The following is a 21,991-nucleotide window of genomic DNA, read 5'->3' as shown; positions in this document are numbered from 1 at the left end:
AGAATGAAGCGCGACGCCCCGGAGGGGACGTCGCGCTTCGTCGTCTCTGTCACGCCTCGAAACGGTAGCCGAGCCCCCGGACGGTGACGAGCATCCGTGGCTCTGACGGGTTCGCTTCGATCCGTGAGCGGATACGTTTGATGTGCACGTCGAGTGTTTTGGTGTCGCCGAAGTAGTCACTCCCCCAGACCCTGTCGATCAGCTGGCCGCGCGTCAGCACCCTCCCGGCATTGCGCAGGAGCAGTTCGAGAAGCTCGAATTCCTTCAGCGGCATGGGTGTTTCCGTCCCGCTTACCTCGACGGTGTGACGTTCAAGGTCCATCCGCACGGTCCCTGCCTCGAGCACCGCGTCATCGACGGTCTCGTCGGTGCCGCGACGCCGCAGCACGGCGCGTATGCGTGCCAGCAGCTCCCGGCTGGAATATGGCTTCGTCACGTAGTCGTCTGCGCCGAGCTCCAGTCCGACCACGATGTCGACCTCCGAGTCCTTGGCGGTGAGCATGATGATCGGAACGCTCGACACGGCACGCATCTGCCGGCACACTTCGGTGCCCGGGATGCCTGGCAGCATGAGGTCGAGAAGGACGAGGTCCGGCTCGGCGACGTGGAACGCCGCTATGGCGCTCGGGCCGTCCTGGACGACGTCGATCTCGTAACCTTCCCGCCCGAGCAGATAGGCGAGCGGCTCGCTGAGGGCTGCTTCGTCTTCGACGAGGAGGATGCGGGTCATCTGTCGTGGTCCTAACGGGCGTCGTCGTGTGCCGGGATGTCGGCGGATATTTCGCTGATCGGAATCTGGGCGGTCTGCGGCTTCTCCGACGCCTCAGGGATCCGGACGGTGAACGTCGACCCCCGGCCGACGAGCGACCAGACCTTGACCTCTCCGCCGTGGTTCTGCACGGTGTGCTTGACGATCGACAGACCGAGCCCGGTGCCGCCGGTGTTCCTGGACCTGGCCTGGTCGACACGGAAAAACCGTTCGAAGACCCGGTCACGGTCGTCCTCGGGGATGCCGACTCCCTGATCGGTGACGGCGATCTCGACGATGCCGTCCTTGCGGGAAACCCCGACACCCACCCGCCCGCGCGGCGGCGAATAGGCGATCGCATTGGCGATGAGGTTGTGCACGGCCACGACGAGCAGGGCCTCGTCGCCGTACACCTTCGCGGCGCGGTCGCCGGCGAAGACGAGGGAGACATCGTTGGCTTCCGCTGCGACCCGGTTCTGGTCGAGCGCCGCAGCCACCACCTGGTCGATCGCGACGAGCTCCGGCTGGTGCAGCGCATCTGCGGCCTGCAGCCGGGACAGGTCGATGATCTCGCCGGTCAACCGAGCGAGCCTCGACGCCTCGGTGCGAAGCCTGGCGGCGAACTTTCGCACCTGCACCGGGTCGTCTGCGGCAGGTTCGAGCGCTTCAGCGAGGAGGCCGACGGCCCCGATGGGTGTCTTCAGTTCGTGGCTGATGTTGGCGATGAAGTCACGACGCACCTCGTCGAGCCTGCGGGACTCGGTGTGGTCCTGGGCGAGGACGAGCACGTACCGCGTGCCGAGGCGTGCAGCGCGGACGCCCAGGTGCACCGTCGCGTCGCTGAACCGGCCGCGGGTGATGTCGATGTCTGCGCTGCTGGCCTCACCACTGTCCCGAACCCGGTCGGCGAGCCGGCCGATCTCCGCGTGCGCGATCCTGCCGTCACGGACGAGGCCGAGGGCGAGGGCTCCAGGGGAGGCCTTCACAACGTTCCTAGACGGGTCGACGACGATGCCGGCGGTCTCAAGGGCATCGAGCACCTGGCTCACGCCGTCGGGCACCGACGGGGTCACCACCCCGGCGACACGTTCCCCCCGACGTGCCGCAGAGAACACGGCGGCGGCGAATCCGCCGCCCATGACGAGTCCGAGCAGCGCGGCCGCAACCAGCAGCCAGGGAGAGTCCATACGACTAGGTTAGAGGCATAGCAGTGGCATGCCAGCCGGACGGCGGCTCTCATCAGGGGATCTGAGTTGTTGTTCAGACTCACGCCACCAAACGTTAACCTGCGCACAGCAGAGTGGAAGCGGGCTTGTTCCCGGGCGCCCAAAAGCGGTGCGCCAGGTCCCGACATCCGAATGGAGATCAGATGCGTGAAGTATTCCAGCAAGAGCTGGCCGAGGTGCAGGAGCGGCTCGTCGCTATTTCGGAGCTAGTGGCGATCTCCATCACCAACGCCGTCCAGGCGTTCACCCAGTCCGACGTCACCATCGCCGACGAGGTCATCGAGAACGACGTCCGAATCGACGAGCTCACCCTCGCCCTCGACGAGCTGGCCATCAACATACTCGCTCGACAGCAGCCGGTCGCCCGTGACCTGCGCATCGTCGTCAGCGCGCTGAGGATCAGCTCCTCCCTCGAACGGATGGGCGACATGGCCGAGCACATCGCGCAGCTCGCGCGGTATCGCTTCCCGGAGCGCGCCGTCCCCAAGGGGCTGCGTTCGACCTTCGTCGAGATGGGTCGTCTTGACGTCGAAATCGCGCACAAGCTGACCCAGCTGCTCCGCACCCAGGACGTGCGCCTGGCGGAGGAGATCAGGAATCAGGACGACAAGGTTGACGAGCTGCACGTCAGTGTCTTCGACAAGGTCCTCGGCGAGACGTGGAAGGGCAAGCCCGTCGCGACGGTCGACGCCACGCTCGCCTCGCGCTACCACGAGCGCTTCGCCGACCACGCCGTGTCGATCTCGAAGAAGGTCCAGTACCTGTCAACGGGTGACTGGATCGCGGAGAGCGACGACTGACCGCGGGTAACACACAAAGGGCGCGAACCGTTCGGTTCGCGCCCTTTGTGGTTTGCTCAGATTTCGACTGCGTCGCGTTTAACCTTCGGACTTCTTGCCTTGGGCGGCAACGGCGGCCGCACCGGCCGCGGCCGCGGCCGGGTCGAGGTACGCGGCCGGCTCGGTCGGAACGAAGTTCTCGTCGAGCTTGTAGACGAGCGGGATGCCCGTCGGAATGTTGAGCGACGCGATCTCGTCGTCCGAGATACCGTCGAGGTGCTTCACCAGGGCCCGGAGCGAGTTCCCGTGTGCTGTGACGAGGACCGTCTTGCCCGCAGCAAGGTCGACCGTGATGTCGGAATGCCAGTAGGGAAGCATCCGGTCGATGACGTCCTTGAGGCACTCGGTCCTGGGAACCTCCCCGTCGATGCCGACGTAACGCGGGTCGTGGGCCTGGGAGTATTCGTTGTCGTCGGCGATGGGCGGAGGCGGAACGTCGAACGAGCGACGCCAGGTCTGGAACTGCTCGGCGCCGTATTCGGCGAGCGTCTGGGCTTTGTCCTTGCCCTGGAGGTCGCCATAGTGGCGCTCGTTGAGCCGCCAGGTGCGTTTCACCGGAATCCACGCCCGGTCGGCGACGTCGAGGGCGATGTTCGCGGTCTGGATCGCGCGGGTGAGCACCGAGGTGTACTGGATGTCGGGGGTGAGACCCGACTCGTTGAGCAGTTCACCAGCGCGGTTCGCTTCGGTGACGCCCTGGTCGCTCAGGCGGACGTCGACCCAGCCGGTGAAAAGGTTTTTCTGGTTCCAGTCGCTGTTGCCGTGGCGCAGCAGGATGAGTGTGTATGGCGAAGACATGCCTCCACTCTATCGACCGACCCCGCCGCTGGATTCACCCCGCTCCGGACGGATACACGCGGCGCGTCGCATGACCTCGTCCGGGACGGGTGATTCCACGGCAAGCCGAAACGCAGACCTACGGGTTGCGGCGCACAGCCCCCAGGCGCGGCAACCGGGGCACGTCGGCGACGGCTCCCGCATCCGCTGGCACGATGACCTGCTGCGCCGCTGCGATCGAGATCCCGTCCTCGTCGACGGTGAGCCGGGCTTCCGGATCGATGTTCCTGCGGATGACGGCCAGGGCGATCGGCCCGAGTTCATGGTGCATCACGGCCGTCGTCACCACCCCGACGGCGACGGACTCGCCGTTTCGGTCTGCGAGCACCGTTGCCGTGCGCTTCGGGAGCACCGAATCGGAACCATCCAGATGCAGCAGGACGAGGCGGCGCGGCGGATGCCCGAGGTTGTGGACCTTCGCGACGGTTTCCTGGCCCCGGTAGCACCCCTTGGTGAGGTGGACGGCGCTGCGCAACCAGTCGAGTTCGTGCGGGATGGTTTTCTCGTCGGCCTCTGTCGCTTTCCTCGGCCGCCACGCGGCAACGCGAAGCGCTTCGGCCGCGAGCGACCCGGCCACGGGCAGAAGCCCAGCGGCGAGCAGGTGAAGTTCCTCACGGGCAACGAGGACCTCGGTCCAACGCCAACCAGCTGACGGATGCTCGCCGCGCGCGTACTGGTGCCCGCCGGCGACGACCTCACGCCACGGGTCTGTCCAGAGAAGGGGGACGCCGTTCGGGGATGCGACGGCGAGGTCGAGGGCGGAATCTGACGGCATCAGACCGATGCGCGCGAACTCCGCCGACCGGTCGGCGATCTCAACCCGAAGCATGAACTTCATCCGGTTGAGCCAGGTGACAAGCGGTTCGACCTCGTCCGCCTCGACGAGCAGCCAGGTCGTTTCACCGTCATCGACGATCCCCGCAACATGTTCCAGCCGCCCGTTCGGGTCCAGGAACAGGGTTTCGCTCGAGGCCCCGACCGGAAGGTTCGTGAGTTCGGCGGACGTCATCGAGTTGAGCCAGCTGAGCCGGTCAGGGCCGGCGACCGAGACGATGCCCCGATTGGACAGGTCAACGATCGCCTCACCGGCGGCGAGCATCCGCTGCTCGATATTGGGGCTGCCGTAGTGGGAGGGCACCCCTGCGTCGACCGCGTCCGGGAGCACGACGGCGCCCGGGCGGTTCACGAACGGAGAGGAGCCAGGAACAGTCATCAGTCAACCTTTGCGAGTCGCCCGGAGGCATGGGTGCGGAGGTCCTGGCCGAGCGCGGCGATGTCCCACGCCCAGAGCAGGTGGCTCTCGACGAGTCCGTACAGTCGGGTGGCTGCGGCGTATTCCTTCGCCCCGGCCGTGCGCATGACGGCGTCGGTGGCCAAGTCGATGCGCGGCCCGCGAACCTGGCCCAGGTACAGTTCGCTCACCCCGCCCGGGTGCACAAGGGAGACCTCGAGGTCGAAGCCGCCGTCACGATTACGGAGGGACTCGACGTCCTCAGCGGTCTGGAACGGGCGCTTCCCGACCGCCGGCAACAGTGCCGGACCCGGGTCGCCGTCTCGCTGGGAACGGTGCAACCGCCAATAGCCGGTCTCGGCGGTGAGGCCGGTGTGCTCCTCGTCGAGAAGCCAGGTGTGGGAGGTGTAGTTGAGGTACGGCATCCCGTCGTGACTGAAGCTCACGCGCTGCCCGAACTCGGAACTGACGTCGCCCTGCGCTGCGGCGTAGTCGATGACCCCTGTGCCCTCCCAGACACCGAGGAGCCAGGACAGCGGCACGAGCTCTGCGGGCAGGCCGGTCGGGATCTCGATCATCGACGCCCCAGCGGTCAGCGCTGTCCGCGGAAGAGGTTAAGGAGCACGACGACGGAGATGCCGGCGATCGCGAGGCTGGCAAGCCCGAGAAGACCGACAAAGAAGAGTTCGAGAGCGACGAGGTCCATGGCAGCAGTCTATCCCTGGAAGAGCGCGCCGAGGCCGAGCGGGGCCGCCGCGACGGAGAGAATGCCCACAAGGCCGACGACGCTGATCGACAGCCGGTCGATGAAGCCGATCTTCTGGTGCGTGAGCAGCTGCACGATGAAGGCCAGCATGGTGCAGGCCGCCAGGGTGAGCGACAACCAGGTGAACCGCAGTCCGACGGGTACGAACACCGCAACGAGGATCGCACCGACGACGGCGACGCCCCACACACCGAAGATGCCGCGCCAGGTGCGCGACGGGGTCATCGGAATGTCTGTCATTGCTCTATCTTGCCTGAAGACTGCCGACTTCGTGGTCCAATCCTCCCCGGTCTGAGCAGTCGTCGAGCGAAAGCTAGTATGAGTCCACGTAATCACTGGAGGTCACACGTGGCACAACTGTTGATTCTGACCTCACAGGTCGACAATGACGTGCTGCCGTCACTCGGCCTGCTCAGTCACCGTGTGCGTCAGATCCCTGCTCAGCCTGCCCAGCTCGTGAACGCGCCTTCGAGCGATCTGATCATGATCGACGCCAGGACGGACCTCGCCGGCGCCAAGGCGCTGTGCAAGATCCTTCGGACCACCGGCCTCACCGTTCCGCTCCTCGTCATCCTCACCGAAGGCGGACTGAGCGCTGTCAGCGCCGACTGGGGCGTCGACGATGTCCTCGTCGACATGGCGGGGCCTGCGGAGATCGACGCGAGGATCCGCCTTGCCATCGGACGGCAGGCGCTCGAACAGACGAACACCAAAATTCAGACCTCAGGCGTCGTGATCGACGAAGCGAGCTACTCGGCCAAGGTTCAGGGCAAGCCGCTCGACCTCACCTACAAGGAATTCGAACTGCTCCGTTTCCTCGCCGCCCACCCGTCACGCGTCTTCACCCGCGAACAACTGCTCAGCGAAGTGTGGGGCTACGACTACTTCGGCGGCACCCGAACGGTGGACGTCCATGTCCGGAGGCTGCGCGCCAAACTCGGCGAACTGGAGCAGCTCATCGGTACCGTCCGTAACGTCGGTTACCGCTTCAACGTCTACGAGGATGACAGTGCCCAGACCGATATTGCACGTTCGTGACATAACGGATGCCGCGCCCCGCGCCGCATTCGATCGACTCGTTCAGCGCGCCGTCGCCGTCGACGGGGCATCGCCGTTCAACGACCAGGCGCTCATCGACGTCGAGGCCGGTTCCCGGTCACTGCTTCTCGCGACTGCGCCGGAGTCGACGAGCGAAGCAGAACCTGTCGTCGGCGCTGCCCTGATCGGCCACGGTGAACTCGAATTCGTCGTCGACCCTGAGTGGCGCGGCGCCGGAGTCGGCGCATCGATGCTCAGCGGCATCATTGCCGACGCTTCCCCCGGTCTGCTCGCCTGGGCCCACGGCGACCACCCGGCGTCGCGTGCGCTCGCCGTGCGGTTCAACTTCGACCGGGTGCGCACGCTCCTTCAGCTGCGGATGCCGCTTTCGCCCTCCGCAGACCCGTCGCCTCGCTCGGACAGCATCACCACGTTCGCCCCGGGGATCGATGACGCCGAGTGGGTGGAACTCAACGCGCGGGTGTTCGCCAGCCACCCAGAGCAGGGCCGGATCACCGTCGACGACCTCAGGGCACGCCAGGCGGAACCGTGGTTCGACGCCGGAGATTTCCTGCTCGCCCGGGACCAGTCCGGACGGATGCTCGGCTACAACTGGCTCAAGATCGACGCCGACCATGGCGAGATCTACGTTCTCGGCGTCGGGGAACCCGGGCGTGGCCTTGGCCGTTCCCTCATGCTTGCCGGTCTCGACCGGATGAGGGAGCGAGGGGTGCGCACGGCATCCCTCTATGTGGAGGGCGACAACGAGCGTGCCGTGCACCTATATCGCTCGCTCGGATTCACGGACCACGCGGTCGACGTCCAGTACCGCAGGCGCGCCACGGACTGATTTCGCCGGTTTCCCGGCCGGTGCCGCCGAACCGACGTCCCCGATTGTTCAGGATCACCGCGCATGCCTGCGCACCGTGACAAGATGTTGGGATGGCAACACAGAGCATCGCGCATGACTCGGGACTCCTCGGCGACGACGACGATTTCGACCCGGTGTTCGAGCGGGACGACCCCGCACTTCCCGAGGGCCGGTACCTCGACCGTGAAGTGAGCTGGCTGGCGTTCAACCAGCGTGTCCTCGAACTGGCGGAAGACCCAACGGTACCGACACTCGAACGGGCCAACTTCCTCGCCATCTTCGCGTCGAACCTGGACGAGTTCTTCATGGTTCGCGTCGCCGGGCTCAAACGACGGGTCCTGACCGGGCTCGCCGTGCCGACGAACGTCGGCCGTGCGCCAGCAGACGTGCTCAGTGACATCTCGGACAAGGCCCATGAGCTCCAGTCCCGTCACGCCCGCGCATGGTCCGAGCTCGTCAAACCGGACCTCACCGCCGCCGGCGTGAGTGTCGTCACCTGGGCCTCGCTCACCGACGACGACCGTGAAAGCCTCCGTGACTACTTCGGGCAGCAGATCTTCCCGGTCCTGATGCCGTTGGCTGTCGACCCCGCGCATCCGTTCCCATACATCTCCGGGCTCTCACTCAACCTCGCGGTCCGGGTGCGTAACTCGAAGACCGGCCGGCAGGAGTTCGCCCGGCTCAAGGTGCCGCAAATGCTGCCACGCTTCGTACCGGTCGACCCGTCGGCGTCCCTTGACGATGTGCGATACATCCCTTTGGAAGACCTCATCGCCAACCACCTCGGCGACCTGTTCCCCGGCATGGAGATCATCGAACACCACGTCTTCCGCGTCACGCGGAACGAGGACGTCGAGATCGAGGAGGACGAAACCGAGAACCTCATCCAGGCACTGGAGAAGGAACTTCTCCGACGCCGGTTCGGCCCGCCGATCCGGCTGGAGATCACCGAGGACATGGACGATGTGACCCTCGACCTGCTGGTGCGGGAACTCGACGTCACCGACCAGGAGGTGTACCGGCTTCCGGCGCCGCTCGACCTCGGCGGCCTGTTCAGCCTGTCAGGAATCGACCGCCCTGACCTGCGCTACCCGCCGCGGGTGCCGACCACGGTCATGCAGTTCCAGCCGGTCGAATCCAGCGCCAAGGCCGACATCTTCCGTGCGATCAGCCAGCAGGATGTCCTTGTCCACCACCCGTACGAGTCCTTCGCCACAAGCGTGCAGGCGTTCCTCGAACAGGCAGCCGCTGACCCGCAGGTCCTCGCCATCAAGCAGACCCTGTACCGCACCTCAGGTGATTCCCCCATCGTCGAAGCGCTCATCGACGCAGCCGAAGCCGGCAAACAGGTCCTCGCCCTCGTCGAGATCAAGGCCAGGTTCGACGAGCAGGCGAACATCACCTGGGCTCGCAAGCTGGAGAAGGCGGGCGTGCACGTCGTGTACGGGCTCGTCGGGTTGAAGACGCACTGCAAACTCGCCCTCGTCATCCGTGAGGAAAAAGGCACCCTCACGCACTACAGCCACATCGGAACGGGCAACTACAACCCGAAGACCAGCCGGATCTACGAAGACCTCGGTTTATTCACTGCGGACGCCCAGGTCGGCAAGGACCTCACCCGGCTGTTCAACGAGCTATCGGGCTACGCGATCGAGAAGAAGTTCAAGAGGCTTCTCGTCGCTCCTCTCCACTTGCGCAAGGGCCTGCTCAAGCACATCGACCAGGAACGCAGGAACGCGGAGGCAGGCAAACCAAGCGGCATCCGGATCAAGGTCAACTCGATGGTCGACGAAGCGATCATCGACGGCCTGTACCGGGCCAGCCAGGCGGGTGTGCCGATCGACATCTGGGTCCGTGGGATCTGTGGCCTCAAGCCCGGCCAGAAGGGCATGAGCGAGACGATCAGGGTCCGGTCCATCCTCGGCCGTTTCCTCGAACACTCCCGGATCTTCTCCTTCGTCAATGACGGGGACCCCCACGTGTTCATCGGCAGCGCCGATATGATGCACCGCAACCTCGACCGTCGGGTCGAAGCTCTCGTACGGCTGGTCTCCCCCGCACATCTCACCGAGATCGCGTCCCTCTTCGACGTGGCGATGGACGACAGCACGTCGACCTGGCATCTGGATGCGGACGGCGAGTGGGAACGACACTCAACCGATGAGTTCGGCGTGCCTCTCGTCGACATCCAGGATCGGCTGATGCTCAAGACCAGCCTCCGGCGCAGGCCGAGGGCTCGACGGTGACGACAGCGATCTACGCGGCGGGCGCGGTGTGCTGGCGCCGAATCGACGGTAAAGTGCACGTTCTCGTCATCCACCGCACGAAATACGCGGACGTCTCGCTGCCCAAGGGCAAAGTCGACCCGGGAGAATCGCTGCCGCAGACCGCCGTTCGGGAGATTCTCGAGGAGACCGGGCTGGCCGTCGTGCTGGGCGTTCCGCTCGGGATCTCCCGGTACCCGCTCCCATCCGGCCGGGAGAAGATCGTGCACTATTGGGCCGCCGAGGTCAGCGACGGGGCGGTCCAGTCGTCGACCTTCGTACCCAACGGCGAAGTGGCCGCGCTGGAATGGGTCACCCCGCGCCGCGCCCGCACCTATCTGAGCCACGCCCCCGACCTCGAAATCCTCGACACCTTCACGAAGCTGCTCGACGAGGGCGTCAGCTCCACTTTCGCGATCATCGCGCTTCGGCACGGCAAAGCACTTGCGGCATCCGCGTGGGCAGGAACGGACGCCTTACGCCCGCTGACCGCACGCGGCGTTGAACAGGCGACGGGTATCGTGCCCACCCTGCAGGCATTCGGTGTGCGGCGGATCGTTTCGAGCACCGCCGTTCGGTGCGTGACGACCGCGGCTCCGCTCGCGGCGGCATCCGGGCTCGAACAGCGCCGGACGGACCTGATCAGCCAGGATGCGTGGGAACGCGGCGAAGCCGACGTCCGGAAGGTCGTCGGCAAACGGGTGAAGTCCCGCAAGACCGCCGTGCTCTGCAGCCACGGACCCGTTCTCCCCGAGATTCTCCGTGAAATCGCCCTGGCCACGGGCAGCATCACCGGTTCGTACCTGTCGAGCGCTGCCGACCTGCCGACCGGCGCCTTCAGCATCGTGCACCTCTCAGCGACGAACCCCAGCTCGGGCATCATCTCGATCGAAACCCACGAACCCCGCGCTTGAGGGTCTGGGGCCCCAACCGTCGAACGTCGTTTACCTCCCGTTCACCGTCATGAGGGACTCTCGTTAAGCCGGTTGCTTAGCGTTCGTTGTGGGCCTGCACCGGCCCGTCCCCAAATTCCTATGAATGGACACAATTCCGTGAAGTTCACCCCGTTCGGCCGCGCGGCGGCTGTCGCAACACTCGCTGCCCTCACACTGACCTCCTGTGCTGTCAACGAAATGCCCGGTGCTGCAACCGGAAACGGCGCGGCCACCGAGCTCACCGGCACGCTCGTCGGCGGCGGCGCCTCATCGCAGCAGTCCGCCCAGGAGGCCTGGGTCGCCGCGTTCCAGGGCATGCACTCCGCTGTCACCGTCGAATACGACCCGGCCGGCTCGGGCGCTGGACGTGACACCTTCATCGCTGGCGGCAGCGCGTTCGCCGGTTCCGACCGTGCGTTCAAGGACGCTGAGCTCGCAGACGAAGAGTTCACAGCCTGCGTCCCCGACACCGGGCTGGTCGAACTTCCCGCCTACATCTCCCCGATCGCGGTCGTCTTCAACCTCGAGGGTGTCGACACCCTCGACCTCGACCCCACCACTCTCGCAGGCATCTTCTCCGGCACCATCACCACCTGGAACGACAAGGCCATCGCCTCGCAGAATCCGGATGCCACGCTGCCGAACCAGACGATCACGCCCGTTCACCGCGCGGATGACTCCGGCACCACCGAGAACTTCACCGAGTACCTCAACGTCACCGCACCGGATGTGTGGAGCTGGGAAGCGGACGGCGTCTGGCCGGATGCGGTGAAGGGCGGCGAGGCCGCGCAGCAGACCTCGGGCGTCATCGACGCTGTGACCTCCGGCACCGGAACCATCGGCTACGCCGATGCATCGCGCTCCGGCGAACTCGGCACCGTCGCCGTCAAGGTCGGAGACGAGTACGTCCCATACTCCGCCGAAGCCGCGGCCGCGATCGTCGATGCGTCGCCGTTGGTGGATGGCCGAGGCGAGGGAGACCTCGCGATCCAACTCGACCGCGCGACGACCGAAGCGGGCGTCTACCCGATCGTCCTGATCAGCTACCTGATCGGCTGCACCGAGTACAAGGACGCCGAAACGGCCAAGCTCGTCAAGGAGTACTTCAGCTATATTGTGAGCGAAGAAGGCCAGAAGGTCAGCGCAGATGCCGCAGGCTCTGCCCCGATCTCGGCGGCAATCGCCGAGAAGTCCGCAGCTGCGATCGAACTCATCAAATAACACTTCCGTAGACCCCGGCTGCCGCCTCACGCGGCAGCCGGGGTTGCCCCGGTAGCGGGCATCCCGCCGCCGTCCCGCCCACTTCGACCCGAACCCCAGGGGGAACTCAGCAGATGTCGTCGCCACCGGTTGCTCGCACCGAAAGCGCCCAGCCCCCCAGACCCGTTCAGCGTCTCGGCGATCGGATCTTCTCGACGAGCACGCTCACCGCGGGTGCGCTGATCCTCGCAACGCTCGCCGCCGTCGCCGCCTTCCTGATTCTCCAGAGCACCCCAGCGCTCACCGAGAACCCCGAGGACATCTCCATCTTCACCTCAGGGGAGACGTTCTGGACCTATGTCGGGCCGCTGATCTTCGGCACCCTTTGGTCGGCCGCCCTCGCTCTACTGATGGCCGTGCCCCTTGCCATCGGCATTGCCCTGTTCATCTCTCACTACGCGCCCCGCAAGCTCGCCCAGGGACTCGGTTACGTCATCGACCTGCTCGCGGCGGTCCCCTCCGTCGTCTTCGGTCTCTGGGGTGCCAACACTCTCGCCCCCCTCGTCCAGCCGTTCTACCTGTGGCTCACCGAGAACCTCGGCTGGATTCCGCTCTTCGCCCCTCCGGCTTCCGGGACGGGTCGCACCATCCTGACGGCGGCGGTCGTCCTCGCGGTGATGATCCTTCCGATCATCACCGCACTCTGCCGGGAAGTCTTCCTCCAGACTCCCGTTCTGCACGAAGAAGCAGCGCTCGCCCTCGGCGCGACCCGTTGGGAGATGATTCGCATGACCGTTCTGCCATTCGGCCGCGCCGGCATCGTGTCCGCCTCCATGCTCGGCCTCGGCCGTGCGCTGGGCGAGACCATGGCCGTTGCCATGGTGCTGTCGTCATCCGGTGTCATCAGCTTCGCTCTTCTCACCTCCTCGAACCCGAGCACCATCGCCGCGAACATCGCGCTCAGCTTCCCCGAGGCGTACGGGCTCAACGTCAACGTCCTCATCGCCACCGGCCTGATGTTGTTCGCCATCACACTCGTGGTGAATGCCATAGCGCGCTACGTCATCAACCGCCGCAAGGAATTCTCGGGAGCGAACTAATGGCACAGACAACAACTGCTCCGCTCCAGCGGTCCGGCTCCGGCGTAGGCCCTGGCCGCCCCAACCCCGCGCCCGGCCCTGGCGCCATGCCGAACGTGTACGCGAGCGGCCGCCTCGGCAAATCGGTGCCGTGGATCGTGCTCGGTGTCTCTCTCCTCGTCAGCGCCGCCATCTTCGGACTCGCCCAGGCGGCATCCGGCGGGGACTTCAACGTCGTGGGAACGATCGTCCTCACCGGCCTCCTCAACGGCATCGGGATCTACCTCACGGCTCTCCTGGTGGAGGGCGCGCGGCAGGCGAAGGACCGCCTGGTCACCACCCTCGTCACGAGCGCGTTCATCGTCGCGCTGGCACCGCTCGTCTCCCTCTTCATCACCGTGCTGTCACGCGGTACGGCGAGATTCGACATCCAACTGTTCACCTACTCGATGCGCAACATCGTCGGTGAAGGCGGTGGAGTGCTCCATGCGATCGTGGGAACGCTCATCATGACCGGCATCGCCACGATCATCTCCGTACCGATCGGGTTGCTCACCTCGATCTACCTCGTCGAGTACGGTCGCGGTGCCCTCGCTCGGGCGATCACGTTCTTCGTCGACGTCATGACCGGCATCCCCTCGATCGTCGCCGGCCTGTTCGCCTACGCACTCTTCGCGATCTTCTTCGGTCCTGGCATCCGCCTGGGCGTCGCCGGCGCCGTCGCGCTCAGCGTGCTGATGATTCCCGGGGTGGTGCGTTCGAGCGAGGAGATGCTGCGCCTCGTCCCGAACGAACTCCGTGAAGCAGCTTTCGCCCTCGGCGTGCCGAAGTGGCTCACCATCCTCAAAGTCGTCCTGCCGACATCCATCGCGGGAATCACCACGGGTGTCATGCTCGCCATCGCCCGCGTGATCGGTGAGACGGCTCCGCTCCTCGTCGCCGCCGGGTTCACCTCCAACATGAACTACAGCCCATTAGAAGGCCGCATGCAGAGCCTGCCCGTCTTCGTCTACAGCTCCTATGTGAGCCAGGGCACCGACGCTCAGGCGTACCTCGACCGTGCCTGGGCTGCGGCCCTCACCCTCATCCTCATCGTGATGGCACTCAACCTCATCGCGAGACTCGTCGCCAGAGCCTTCTCCCCCAAGCTCGGCCGTTAGCACCGAAGGAAACCATGTCCAAGCGCATCGAAGTCAAAGACCTCAACGTCTACTACAGCAAGTTCCTCGCGGTGGAAGACGTCACCCTCACGATCGAACCGCGAAGCGTCACCGCGTTCATCGGCCCTTCAGGCTGCGGCAAGTCGACCTTCATCCGCACCCTCAACCGCATGCACGAGGTCATCCCTGGTGCCCGTGTCGAGGGAGAAGTCCTCGTCGACGGGGACAACCTGTACGGACCGGGGGTCGACCCTGTCCTCGTTCGCCGGAACATCGGCATGGTGTTCCAGCGGCCGAACCCGTTCCCGACGATGTCGATCCGGGAGAACGTGCTCGCCGGCGTGTCACTCAACAACCGTCGCATGCCGAAGTCGGCCGCAGACGACCTGGTGGAGAAATCCCTCCAGGGAGCGAACCTGTGGAAAGAGGTCAAGGACCGGCTCGAGAAGCCCGGCTCCAGCCTCTCCGGTGGCCAGCAGCAGCGATTGTGCATCGCCCGCGCCATTGCCGTGGAACCGGACGTGTTGCTGATGGACGAGCCGTGCTCGGCTCTCGACCCGATCTCGACCCTCGCCATCGAGGACCTCATCGAGGAACTCAAGAACGAGTACACCATCGTGATCGTCACCCACAACATGCAGCAGGCGTCACGGGTCTCCGACCGCACCGCGTTCTTCAACATCGCCGGGACCGGTAAGCCGGGCAAGCTCATCGAATACGACGACACCAACACGATCTTCACTCAGCCGAGCGTGCAGGCGACTGAGGACTACGTCTCGGGCCGTTTCGGGTAACATCCGAGTTCGGCGGGGCCCATCGAAAAGCAGGAGATCCGATCGGATCTCCTGCTTTTTCGTGGCCTAGGCCGTGTGGATGACGATGAGCGGGTCGGTGGTGGGCTGCTCCGAGCCACCCGCCGGTTCGACGGTCACGCCGACGGCGTCACCGGCTGCCATGGTGCCCCCGAGGATCCGCCAACTGTCGCCGCCGCCGGTCGTGTTGAACGTTCCTGCCGAAATCGGCCCCTCCTCGCGGATGTACCAGAGTTCGTAGGTCTCTTCCTCGCTGAGCGAAGCGAGTCCGTCGACGATGAGCGCGGACTGGCCCAGTTCCCCCGACCAGACGAGGGTGGCGACGACTCGCTTGTCGTCATTGATGTTCGTCAGCTTGACCGTCTCGCGCTGGGCGTCCGGCTGAGCGTTGATGTGGGCAAGCTGCAGGGCCTCCGGGAGCCCGTTGCCGTTGTTGAGGGCGCTGGTGAGACCGTTGACGCCGAGAAGAACGGCGACGAGGGCTGCCGCGGCAACCGCCGCTGACAGCGGCTGGCTGTACCAACGGCGGTTGGCCTTGCGTTGGGCGGCGGATGCCGGCCGGGCTGTTGCTGCCTTCGTGGTCGGTGCTGCTGCCGGGGCAGAGGTCGGCCGGACGGGCTGTGCTTCCGGGGCACCTGCATCGGTCGAAGCAATCGGCGCCGGGTTTGCCGCGCTGGTGGCGGCATCCGTTCCTGCGCTGTCCAAGCGGCGAAGCTGCGGGGTTGAGGCGATCGACGCGAGCACGCTCGCGCGGAGGGCGGCGGATGGCTCAACCGGTTCCGCGTCGAATCCGAGCAACGCGGCAGCCTCACCGAGACTCTCCGCCTCCCGGCGTGCGTCGACGGATGTGGCGAGGTGGCGTTCGTATTCCGCCTTTTCCTCTGCATTCAGCGCGTCGAGGGCGTACGCTCCTGCGAGTTCAGCTGGATCCCGGTTCTCGGTCATGATGCCACCCCCATCTCGTCTCGTAGTCTCATCATTCCGTCACGGAGACGGGTTTTCACGGTACCGAGGGGCACGGACAGAATGTCTGCGACCTCGCTCTGGCTGTATCCGCCGTAGTAGGCCAGCGACACAGCCTGCCGCTGGATCTCGGTGAGGTTCGCCATCGCCCGGCTGACTCTCTCGTGTTCGATGGTGATCTCCGCCGATTCCGCAACCGCGTCGAAAGCCGTCGGGAAGTCGCGGATGCCGATCCTGACGTCACGGTCCCTGCCTGCTTGTGAGGCACGGACCCGGTCGATCGCCCTGCGGTGGGCGATCGTCATGATCCAGGAAGCGGCAGCGCCCCTGCCTGGTTCGAACCGGGTGGCGTTCTGCCAGATCTCCAGGAAGACCTCCTGGGCTACTTCCTCTGACTGCGCGTGGTCGATGAGAACCTTGCGGATCAAACCGAGGACGCGAGGTGCGATCAGGTCGTACAGCGAGGCGAAGGCCTGCTGGTCGCCTGTGGCGACACGGCCGAGCAGTTCCTCCAGCCTCGACGAGACAGCGGCGACGTCGCTCTCGGTGCCAGGTGCATTCTCCACAAGAACTAGCATGTCAGGTTCCCCGCCGATGCGCTGGCGCCGCTCGGGCGGGCGACGATGCAATACCGTCGCCCGCCCTTCGCGTGCCGGTGTGTCTACTCGATGTTCTGGTCTTCAGCGATGGCGCCTGCGATGGCGGTGGCCGTCATCGGCATGTGGCCGGCCGCGTCCTTCAGAAGGGTGTAGTAGTCGGGGCTCCCCGCGATGTCGGCGTCGATGGCCGCGATGAGCGTGGTGGCGTGCATCCCGAGCGCTTCCTCGACCGCGTCAGCCGGCAGCGTCGGGACGACCGAGTTCAACAGTTCGCCGAAGCTGGCCGCGTATTCGGTGAGGTCGGCAACGGCCGCGTCGGCTCCGGCCTGGTCGCCCGTCGCCTTGCCGATCGTGTAGTTGACGAAGAACCCGATGTGCTCGCGCCAGGACTCGAGGAACGGTTCCTCGGCGTCCGGGTAGACCGATCCGACGGCTGCGGCGATCTCCACCGAGTTGGCGTCAAGAGCGGCGACAGCGCCTGCGGTCTTGGCTTCGGTCAGGTCGCCACCTGCGGCGAGCGCGGAGTGGATGGCGGCGCCGGCCAGGTAGACGTGGTCGCTGAACAGCGCGGTCAGCCCAGCACGGAGGCCCGCGCCATCGCTGTTGACGGTGTCCATGACCGCGGCGCTGCTGGATGTCGCCTTGTCCGCGCTTTTCGACATGGAGTCGCTTGCAGCGCCCATGCTGCAGCCGGAAAGGAGCAGGGTTGCGGCAAGTGCTGCGCCGACGAGTGGTGTTGCCTTTTTCATGACGTTCTCCTTGGAATGTGCCCTGGTGGGCGGATGTGACAGGGTGTTCGAATTCGATCGCCAGCGTCGGCGATCAGCCCTCTTCGACGACCACGGTGGCGTTCATACCGTTGTGGATGTCGCAGAAGTACTGGTAGGTCCCGGCGGTTTCGAAGGTGTACGAGAACGTGCCGCCTTCCTCACCGAGCTTTTCGTCGAAGAGGCCGTCGGCGGATTCGCTTGCGCGAAGGCCGGTGGTCTCGTCGACGTCGGAGAACGTCCCACTCGTGATCGTGTGGGTGATGGATTCTCCGTTGACCCAGGTGACCGTGTCTCCGGCCGAGACCGTCAGGGTCTCCGGCATGAAGTTGAGGCTCACCAGGGTGACGTCGCCGTCGAGGGCAGTTTTCATGCCGCTCCGGGCGTTCGACTCCGGTGCGGGAGCGTCGCTCGGTGTGCAGCCGGTGAGGCCGACAGCGCCGAGGGAAAACACGAGCATCGCCGGGAGGGCGAGGCGGGTGCTGAGCTGTTGCATCGAAGTCATGTAGGCGGTTCGGCACGGTGGGCGTGCCGGTTTGCTCCGGATGCCCGATCCCAGCTAACTGCCAGACTTCGCGACGCCCGAGCCGCCGCAGGTCAAAAGCCCGTTGAGCCCGAGCCGCCGCAGGTCAAAAGCCCGTTAAAGAGAAGAAGCCGGGCCGCAAAACGCCTCTCGGCGGAAGGCCGCTCGCGGCGGCAAAAATTGGAGCCCGGGGTTATGCGGCCCGGCTCGATCAAGTGTAGCAAGCGCAAAGCGCGCATGTGGGGTGTTCACCAGCCGCGAACACGCTTGACTCGACGCCCACGCGACGGTCCGGCGACTCCGGCCGGCCGGTTTTTTGCGCACAACTCCGCCTCCCCGTGCCCGACACCAAGCCCGCTCCCCGTCTTCGAGCGAGAGCCGGTTGCCGTCACCGGCGGATCGGCGGAGTTGTGCGCATACGGCCGGCCGAACGGCGGCCGCCTACTCGTGCGGCGCGTAGACGCGAAGCCCGCCCTCCACGATGCGCACCGTCGAGAGGTAACCGCCCTGAGGCATCCCACCGTCGCCCACCTCACGGCGAACCTCGCCGTCGTGCGCGAAGCCGGGTGCCTGGCCCTCCCGGGGGAGCACAGCGGTGACGAGGTTCTGCACACTGAACGATTCCACGGTCGAGCCGACGGGCATCAGCCGCAAGCGGGCGAGGATGGCACTCGTGCGCTGCCCGAACGACAGCGCGGCCACCGCGTGCGCCCGGCTCCTGGCATGCAGGATGCGGATGTCGAGCACTCCGTCGTCGAGCCTGCGCCGCTGCAGCGGGGCGGGGATGATGGCGTGGTTGCGGTTGATGCCCACGAACAACGACCAGGCTCGGATCGGCCGTCCGTCGAGGACGAGCTCGACGGGACCCGCCCGCCGCAGCACAAGGACCGCTGACACGATCCCGGCCACCCACTTGCCGAGGAGGAGCTCGCGTTCCTCCCGTTCGGCGACGAAATCAGGGTAGATCCCCACGGATGCCGCATTGAGCACCGTTTCGGGCTCCCCCGTGCCCAGGCGCAACTCACCGACGTCGACAAGGAGTCCTTGCCCGGCGGCGAGCGCGGCGACGGCGTCCTCGATCGTCTCGATTCCAGCGGTCCGTGCGAAATGGTTGAACGTCCCGCCGGGCACGACAAGGAGCGGCAGTCCGCTCTCCCTGGCCAGGTGGGCAACGGACGCCGCTGTTCCGTCACCGCCGCAGACACCGAGGATGCGCGGCCGTGGTTCCGTCTCGAGCGCCGCCCGCACGACCGCGGTGACCTCTTCGCCAACGGCGAGGAGGTGGATCCTGGCGTCCGGCAGCAGGCGGGCGAGAATCGGCGCCGGGTCCGGCCGGGTGACGACAGCCCGACCGGACGACGGATTCCGCACCAGGAACAACCCGTTCCCCGTCGGTGACGCCGGGAGCGGGATCGGGGTTCCGCCGTGCCGCTCGGGTTTGCGCCGCGGCGCCGGGACGAGCACCTTGCCGAGAAGAGCAACGCCGGCGCCGATGGCGATGCCGCCGAGGACATCGGAGAGCCAGTGCGCTCCCGTGTGCAGGCGGGAGTAGGCGACCGCGCCGGCGACGGGAGCGGTCACCGCTCCAACCCGTGGGGACTCGAGCGCCACGCCGGTGGCGAAGGCAGCGGCGCTGGCCGAGTGGCCGGACGGGAACGACCCGGATTCGGGATGCTTCGCGAGCCGGCGCCCGACGGGGATGTCCTTGAGCAGTGGCCGGTCCCCGCCGAAGACCTGTTTGCCGACGAGATTGGCGAGGGCGCTGGTGAGGGTCAGGGACGCCAGCCCGCGCAGGGCGGCACGATATCGGGTCAGCAGGAGGAGGACGCTGGCAGCGGTGAACCAGAGCGCTCCGCGATCGGCGGAGTGCGACAGCCGGACGAGACCCCTGTCCAGAAGCGGATGCACCTTCCGGGAGTTGATGCGGCGGCCGGCCGCAGCGTCAAGGCGCCGAACCCACGCGGGCAGGACCGCAACCCGCCGAAGCAGAAGGAACGGGTGTGCCACACGGCTCGGGCTCATGCCCCAACAGTAGTGAGCGACGCGGCCGGGCGGGAAGGGTCAGTCGAGCGACTCGTGCCGCCAGAGTTTCGCGCAGCTGGACAGCTCGTCGGCGAGGGTCGACAGCCGCAGTGCGCGGGTCGTCAGGGTCGCAGACCTGGCCGGTTCGGCGGCATCCGAATCATCGGCGACGCTTGCGCTGCCCGCGGCTGACACCCGGCAGAACGCTGCCGCCCTCTCGAGCGCGACGGCGAAGTCGCCGTCGAAGATACCGCGCAGGATCTGGTCGGCGAGCGTGATGATCTCGTCCGGGCCGGTCGGCATGGAAGCACCGGCCACGACGGGGTCGATGGTTTCAATGACTTCGCTTCCCCGCTGGAACAGGAAGCTCGATTCGTGTGGGTCTTCGCGAATCATCAGCCGGAGCAGGTAGATGCGCCACAGCGCGCCGGGCAGGCTGCGCGGCGTCGCCCGTGACCACAGTTCGGCGATGGTGTCGATGCCGTGTTCATCGGTGTATGCGACCAACCGCTCGACCACATCCGGGTCAGGGTCGACACGGACGCGTGCGAGAAGCGCCATCGCGGTTTCGTGCGCGATGCGGCTCGACTCGGCCGGGTCGATTCCGCCGACGAAAGATTCGAAGATTTTGCCTGGGAACTTGGTGGGCTTGTGGAAGTCATCAGCCATGAATTTCCCCTCTCGCAATGGGCACCGGTTAACGGTACTCCGCGCTCGCCGCGTGTGGGTGGTCACAGCGTTCAGCTGGAACCGGTAGATTAAGAGTGTTGGGGCCTCTAGCTCAGTTGGTAGAGCATCGGACTTTTAATCCGCGGGTCGCCGGTTCGAGCCCGGCGGGGCCCACCCATACCTCCTCCCGAACTCTCAGCGCTCGTCTTGACGGGTGCTGACCGCAGGTGTTGATCTCGCCGCAGAAAGCAGGGGAACGGCGCTTATCGTTCTCGACTGGCAGGATTCTCGAGCCACTCTCCTCGAATTGCATCGGGGCGCCCACGGCCAGGATCGCCCGCACGGCCGGCAGCGCACCGTCGACCAGGCAGAGACACCCCGCTCGCTCCTCGCGGACGGCGACAAGCAGCTGGCCCTGACCGGTTCCGGCTGAGGTGGGCTCGACGAATGGTGTCATCGACGTCTCGGCCCGCTCCGCGAACGACACCCAGGCGACGATCGCCGAGGCTGAGCGGCCCGCCGGCGCGATCTCCCGACCGAACGTCATCGTGAGAATTCCGGCGACCCTCGAGGGACTCGACGTCATCACAGCTGCCATCGCTCGGGAAATCAGCCACGCTCACCGGCGTGCAGGGTTCACTGCCGACCGAACAGTTCGGCGCGACGCCCCGCACCTCCGGCGCGTCGACGGGCTACCCGATCGCAGCGTCGGTCGGCGGATTCGCGCCGCTCATCGCGGCTCTGCTGGTCGGCGCGATGGGCTGGCCAGGCGCCTCACTGGTCGTGCTCCTCGCGGCGTCGATCGGTCTCGTCGGCATCCTTCCGACCCGTGAGACCTGGTCAAGGCAGAGCGTCGCCCCGTCGCCGAGCTGCTGGCGGCCGAGGACGCCCGGTAGTCACTCGCCGGTACAGAACTCAGGGGAGGCCGGTTCCGACCGGTCTCCCCTGAGTTCTTCTGGCTCTGCGGTCTGCACCGTCGACAAGACGATCGGCAGGTCACCGAGGGCCCGACTGCGGGAAAAATTCTCTAGCGCTTGGCGAGAACGTGCGCGGGGATGCCGAACGACAGGCTGATCGAGAGGATGCCGGCGAAGAAAACGAGGGCATGGAAGCTTTCGACCGTGAACGCGAAATAGAAGAGGAAGATGCCAGCCAGGAACAGCGCGAAGGAGAGGACGAAAGCCATGCAGCAAGTCTATCCAAAATCGGCAGTCGGGATGCCAGCGAAGCGGTCGAACCTTGCTGGGCACCTGTCGCCGTGTGCGAGAGTTGAACGGTGAGCCTCAGACACAGCCTCCTGGCGCTCCTCGTCGCCGTGATCTGGGGAGTCAACTTCGTCGCCATCGACGAAGGACTTGCCGGCGTGCCTCCCCTTGTCTTCGTCGCGATGCGGTTCCTCCTCGTGGCGATCCCTGCCGTCTTCTTTCTTCGGCCGCCGGCAA

Annotated in this window: 25 protein-coding genes and 1 tRNA gene; 13 read left to right on the top strand and 13 right to left on the bottom strand. The window is 66.1% G+C overall.

Going from position 1 to position 21,991, the window contains the following annotated elements; genetic code table 11:
* Positions 1–49 precede the first annotated feature (49 nt).
* Together JWP90_RS09265 and JWP90_RS09260 are read right to left on the bottom strand one after the other, a co-directional pair.
* A complete protein-coding gene (locus JWP90_RS09265) occupies positions 50–730 on the bottom strand; it encodes a response regulator transcription factor (protein WP_297362907.1) in 681 nt (226 codons plus the stop codon).
* Positions 731–741: 11 nt separating this feature from the next.
* Positions 742–1,935 carry an ATP-binding protein gene (locus tag JWP90_RS09260; protein WP_297362904.1) on the bottom strand — a complete coding sequence of 398 codons (1,194 nt, stop codon included), beginning with the start codon at positions 1,933–1,935 and terminating at the stop codon, positions 742–744.
* Positions 1,936–2,117: 182 nt separating this feature from the next.
* On the opposite strand from JWP90_RS09260, the gene phoU reads away from it, so the two are divergent.
* The gene (gene phoU, locus JWP90_RS09255; protein ID WP_297362901.1) at positions 2,118–2,774 is read left to right on the top strand and encodes a phosphate signaling complex protein PhoU; all 657 of its coding nucleotides are present in this window, start codon (positions 2,118–2,120) and stop codon (positions 2,772–2,774) included.
* A 78-nt stretch (positions 2,775–2,852) separates the two neighbouring features.
* Here phoU and JWP90_RS09250 read toward each other — a convergent pair whose 3' ends face one another.
* From JWP90_RS09250 to JWP90_RS09235, 4 genes are all read right to left on the bottom strand, one after another.
* Positions 2,853–3,611, bottom strand: a complete 759-nt coding sequence (locus JWP90_RS09250) for a phosphoglyceromutase (protein ID WP_297362899.1) — start codon at positions 3,609–3,611, stop codon at positions 2,853–2,855.
* Positions 3,612–3,729: 118 nt separating this feature from the next.
* Positions 3,730–4,863, bottom strand: coding sequence for a folate-binding protein (locus JWP90_RS09245; RefSeq protein ID WP_297362897.1), 1,134 nt, complete (start codon positions 4,861–4,863; stop codon positions 3,730–3,732).
* Positions 4,863–5,459, bottom strand: coding sequence for an FABP family protein (locus JWP90_RS09240; protein WP_297362894.1), 597 nt, complete (start codon positions 5,457–5,459; stop codon positions 4,863–4,865). The genes JWP90_RS09245 and JWP90_RS09240 overlap by 1 nt, the downstream gene beginning before the upstream one ends.
* Positions 5,460–5,596: 137 nt before the next feature.
* Positions 5,597–5,887, bottom strand: coding sequence for a hypothetical protein (locus JWP90_RS09235; RefSeq protein ID WP_297362891.1), 291 nt, complete (start codon positions 5,885–5,887; stop codon positions 5,597–5,599).
* Positions 5,888–5,995: 108 nt separating this feature from the next.
* Between JWP90_RS09235 and JWP90_RS09230 the strand changes: the two genes are divergently transcribed.
* From JWP90_RS09230 to pstB, 8 genes are all read left to right on the top strand, one after another.
* Entirely contained in the window at positions 5,996–6,685 is a 690-nt protein-coding gene (locus tag JWP90_RS09230) for a response regulator transcription factor (RefSeq protein WP_297362889.1), read from the top strand.
* Complete coding sequence (gene mshD, locus JWP90_RS09225) at positions 6,657–7,535, top strand: mycothiol synthase (RefSeq protein WP_297362886.1); 879 nt, start codon at positions 6,657–6,659, stop codon at positions 7,533–7,535. The genes JWP90_RS09230 and mshD overlap by 29 nt, the downstream gene beginning before the upstream one ends.
* Before the next feature lie 92 nt (positions 7,536–7,627).
* Positions 7,628–9,802 carry an RNA degradosome polyphosphate kinase gene (locus JWP90_RS09220; RefSeq protein WP_297362883.1) on the top strand — a complete coding sequence of 725 codons (2,175 nt, stop codon included), beginning with the start codon at positions 7,628–7,630 and terminating at the stop codon, positions 9,800–9,802.
* Positions 9,799–10,734 (top strand): NUDIX domain-containing protein, encoded by a 936-nt coding sequence (locus tag JWP90_RS09215; RefSeq protein WP_297362881.1) that lies wholly within the window; start codon positions 9,799–9,801, stop codon positions 10,732–10,734. Before JWP90_RS09220 ends, JWP90_RS09215 begins: the two co-directional genes overlap by 4 nt.
* Positions 10,735–10,854: 120 nt before the next feature.
* On the top strand, positions 10,855–11,976 hold the full coding sequence (locus tag JWP90_RS09210) for a phosphate ABC transporter substrate-binding protein PstS (protein WP_297362878.1): 1,122 nt from the start codon (positions 10,855–10,857) through the stop codon (positions 11,974–11,976).
* Between the two features lie 113 nt (positions 11,977–12,089).
* Positions 12,090–13,055: a phosphate ABC transporter permease subunit PstC gene (pstC, locus tag JWP90_RS09205; protein WP_297362875.1), complete on the top strand. Its 966-nt coding sequence runs from the start codon at positions 12,090–12,092 to the stop codon at positions 13,053–13,055.
* Positions 13,056–13,141: 86 nt separating this feature from the next.
* Positions 13,142–14,194, top strand: a complete 1,053-nt coding sequence (gene pstA / locus JWP90_RS09200; RefSeq protein WP_297363059.1) for a phosphate ABC transporter permease PstA — start codon at positions 13,142–13,144, stop codon at positions 14,192–14,194.
* A gap of 14 nt (positions 14,195–14,208) precedes the next feature.
* Positions 14,209–14,988 (top strand): phosphate ABC transporter ATP-binding protein PstB, encoded by a 780-nt coding sequence (gene pstB / locus JWP90_RS09195; protein ID WP_297362872.1) that lies wholly within the window; start codon positions 14,209–14,211, stop codon positions 14,986–14,988.
* 66 nt (positions 14,989–15,054) lie between these two features.
* Here pstB and JWP90_RS09190 read toward each other — a convergent pair whose 3' ends face one another.
* From JWP90_RS09190 to JWP90_RS09165, 6 genes are all read right to left on the bottom strand, one after another.
* Positions 15,055–15,951 (bottom strand): anti-sigma factor, encoded by an 897-nt coding sequence (locus tag JWP90_RS09190; protein WP_297362869.1) that lies wholly within the window; start codon positions 15,949–15,951, stop codon positions 15,055–15,057.
* Entirely contained in the window at positions 15,948–16,547 is a 600-nt protein-coding gene (gene sigK, locus JWP90_RS09185; RefSeq protein ID WP_297362866.1) for an ECF RNA polymerase sigma factor SigK, read from the bottom strand. The genes JWP90_RS09190 and sigK overlap by 4 nt, the downstream gene beginning before the upstream one ends.
* A gap of 83 nt (positions 16,548–16,630) precedes the next feature.
* Entirely contained in the window at positions 16,631–17,317 is a 687-nt protein-coding gene (locus JWP90_RS09180; RefSeq protein ID WP_297362865.1) for a hypothetical protein, read from the bottom strand.
* Positions 17,318–17,390: 73 nt separating this feature from the next.
* On the bottom strand, positions 17,391–17,831 hold the full coding sequence (locus JWP90_RS09175; protein ID WP_297362862.1) for a plastocyanin/azurin family copper-binding protein: 441 nt from the start codon (positions 17,829–17,831) through the stop codon (positions 17,391–17,393).
* 468 nt (positions 17,832–18,299) lie between these two features.
* Complete coding sequence (locus JWP90_RS09170) at positions 18,300–19,880, bottom strand: bifunctional phosphatase PAP2/diacylglycerol kinase family protein (RefSeq protein ID WP_297362860.1); 1,581 nt, start codon at positions 19,878–19,880, stop codon at positions 18,300–18,302.
* 39 nt (positions 19,881–19,919) lie between these two features.
* Positions 19,920–20,549, bottom strand: a complete 630-nt coding sequence (locus tag JWP90_RS09165) for a DNA-directed RNA polymerase subunit beta (RefSeq protein WP_297362857.1) — start codon at positions 20,547–20,549, stop codon at positions 19,920–19,922.
* A gap of 101 nt (positions 20,550–20,650) precedes the next feature.
* Here JWP90_RS09165 and JWP90_RS09160 point away from each other — a divergent pair.
* The 3 genes from JWP90_RS09160 (at position 20,651) to JWP90_RS09150 (ending at position 21,382) form a co-directional block, all read left to right on the top strand.
* Positions 20,651–20,723: transfer RNA gene (locus JWP90_RS09160), tRNA-Lys, on the top strand.
* Positions 20,724–20,763: 40 nt separating this feature from the next.
* The gene (locus JWP90_RS09155) at positions 20,764–20,982 is read left to right on the top strand and encodes a hypothetical protein (RefSeq protein WP_297362854.1); all 219 of its coding nucleotides are present in this window, start codon (positions 20,764–20,766) and stop codon (positions 20,980–20,982) included.
* A 1-nt stretch (position 20,983) separates the two neighbouring features.
* Entirely contained in the window at positions 20,984–21,382 is a 399-nt protein-coding gene (locus tag JWP90_RS09150) for a transaldolase family protein (RefSeq protein WP_297362852.1), read from the top strand.
* A gap of 194 nt (positions 21,383–21,576) precedes the next feature.
* Here the strand turns inward: JWP90_RS09150 and JWP90_RS09145 are convergent, their stop codons facing one another.
* The gene (locus JWP90_RS09145; RefSeq protein WP_297362849.1) at positions 21,577–21,735 is read right to left on the bottom strand and encodes a hypothetical protein; all 159 of its coding nucleotides are present in this window, start codon (positions 21,733–21,735) and stop codon (positions 21,577–21,579) included.
* Positions 21,736–21,825: 90 nt separating this feature from the next.
* Here JWP90_RS09145 and JWP90_RS09140 point away from each other — a divergent pair.
* The coding region (locus tag JWP90_RS09140; RefSeq protein ID WP_297363056.1) for an EamA family transporter at positions 21,826–21,991 on the top strand (166 nt) is incomplete at its 3' end.

This window comes from Mycetocola sp., assembly GCF_025464835.1.
In the GTDB taxonomy this organism is placed as follows: Bacteria; Actinomycetota; Actinomycetes; order Actinomycetales; family Microbacteriaceae; genus Mycetocola_A.
The sequence above is the reverse complement of the archived record's forward strand: the minus strand, read 5'-3'. Positions and strand labels throughout refer to the sequence as shown.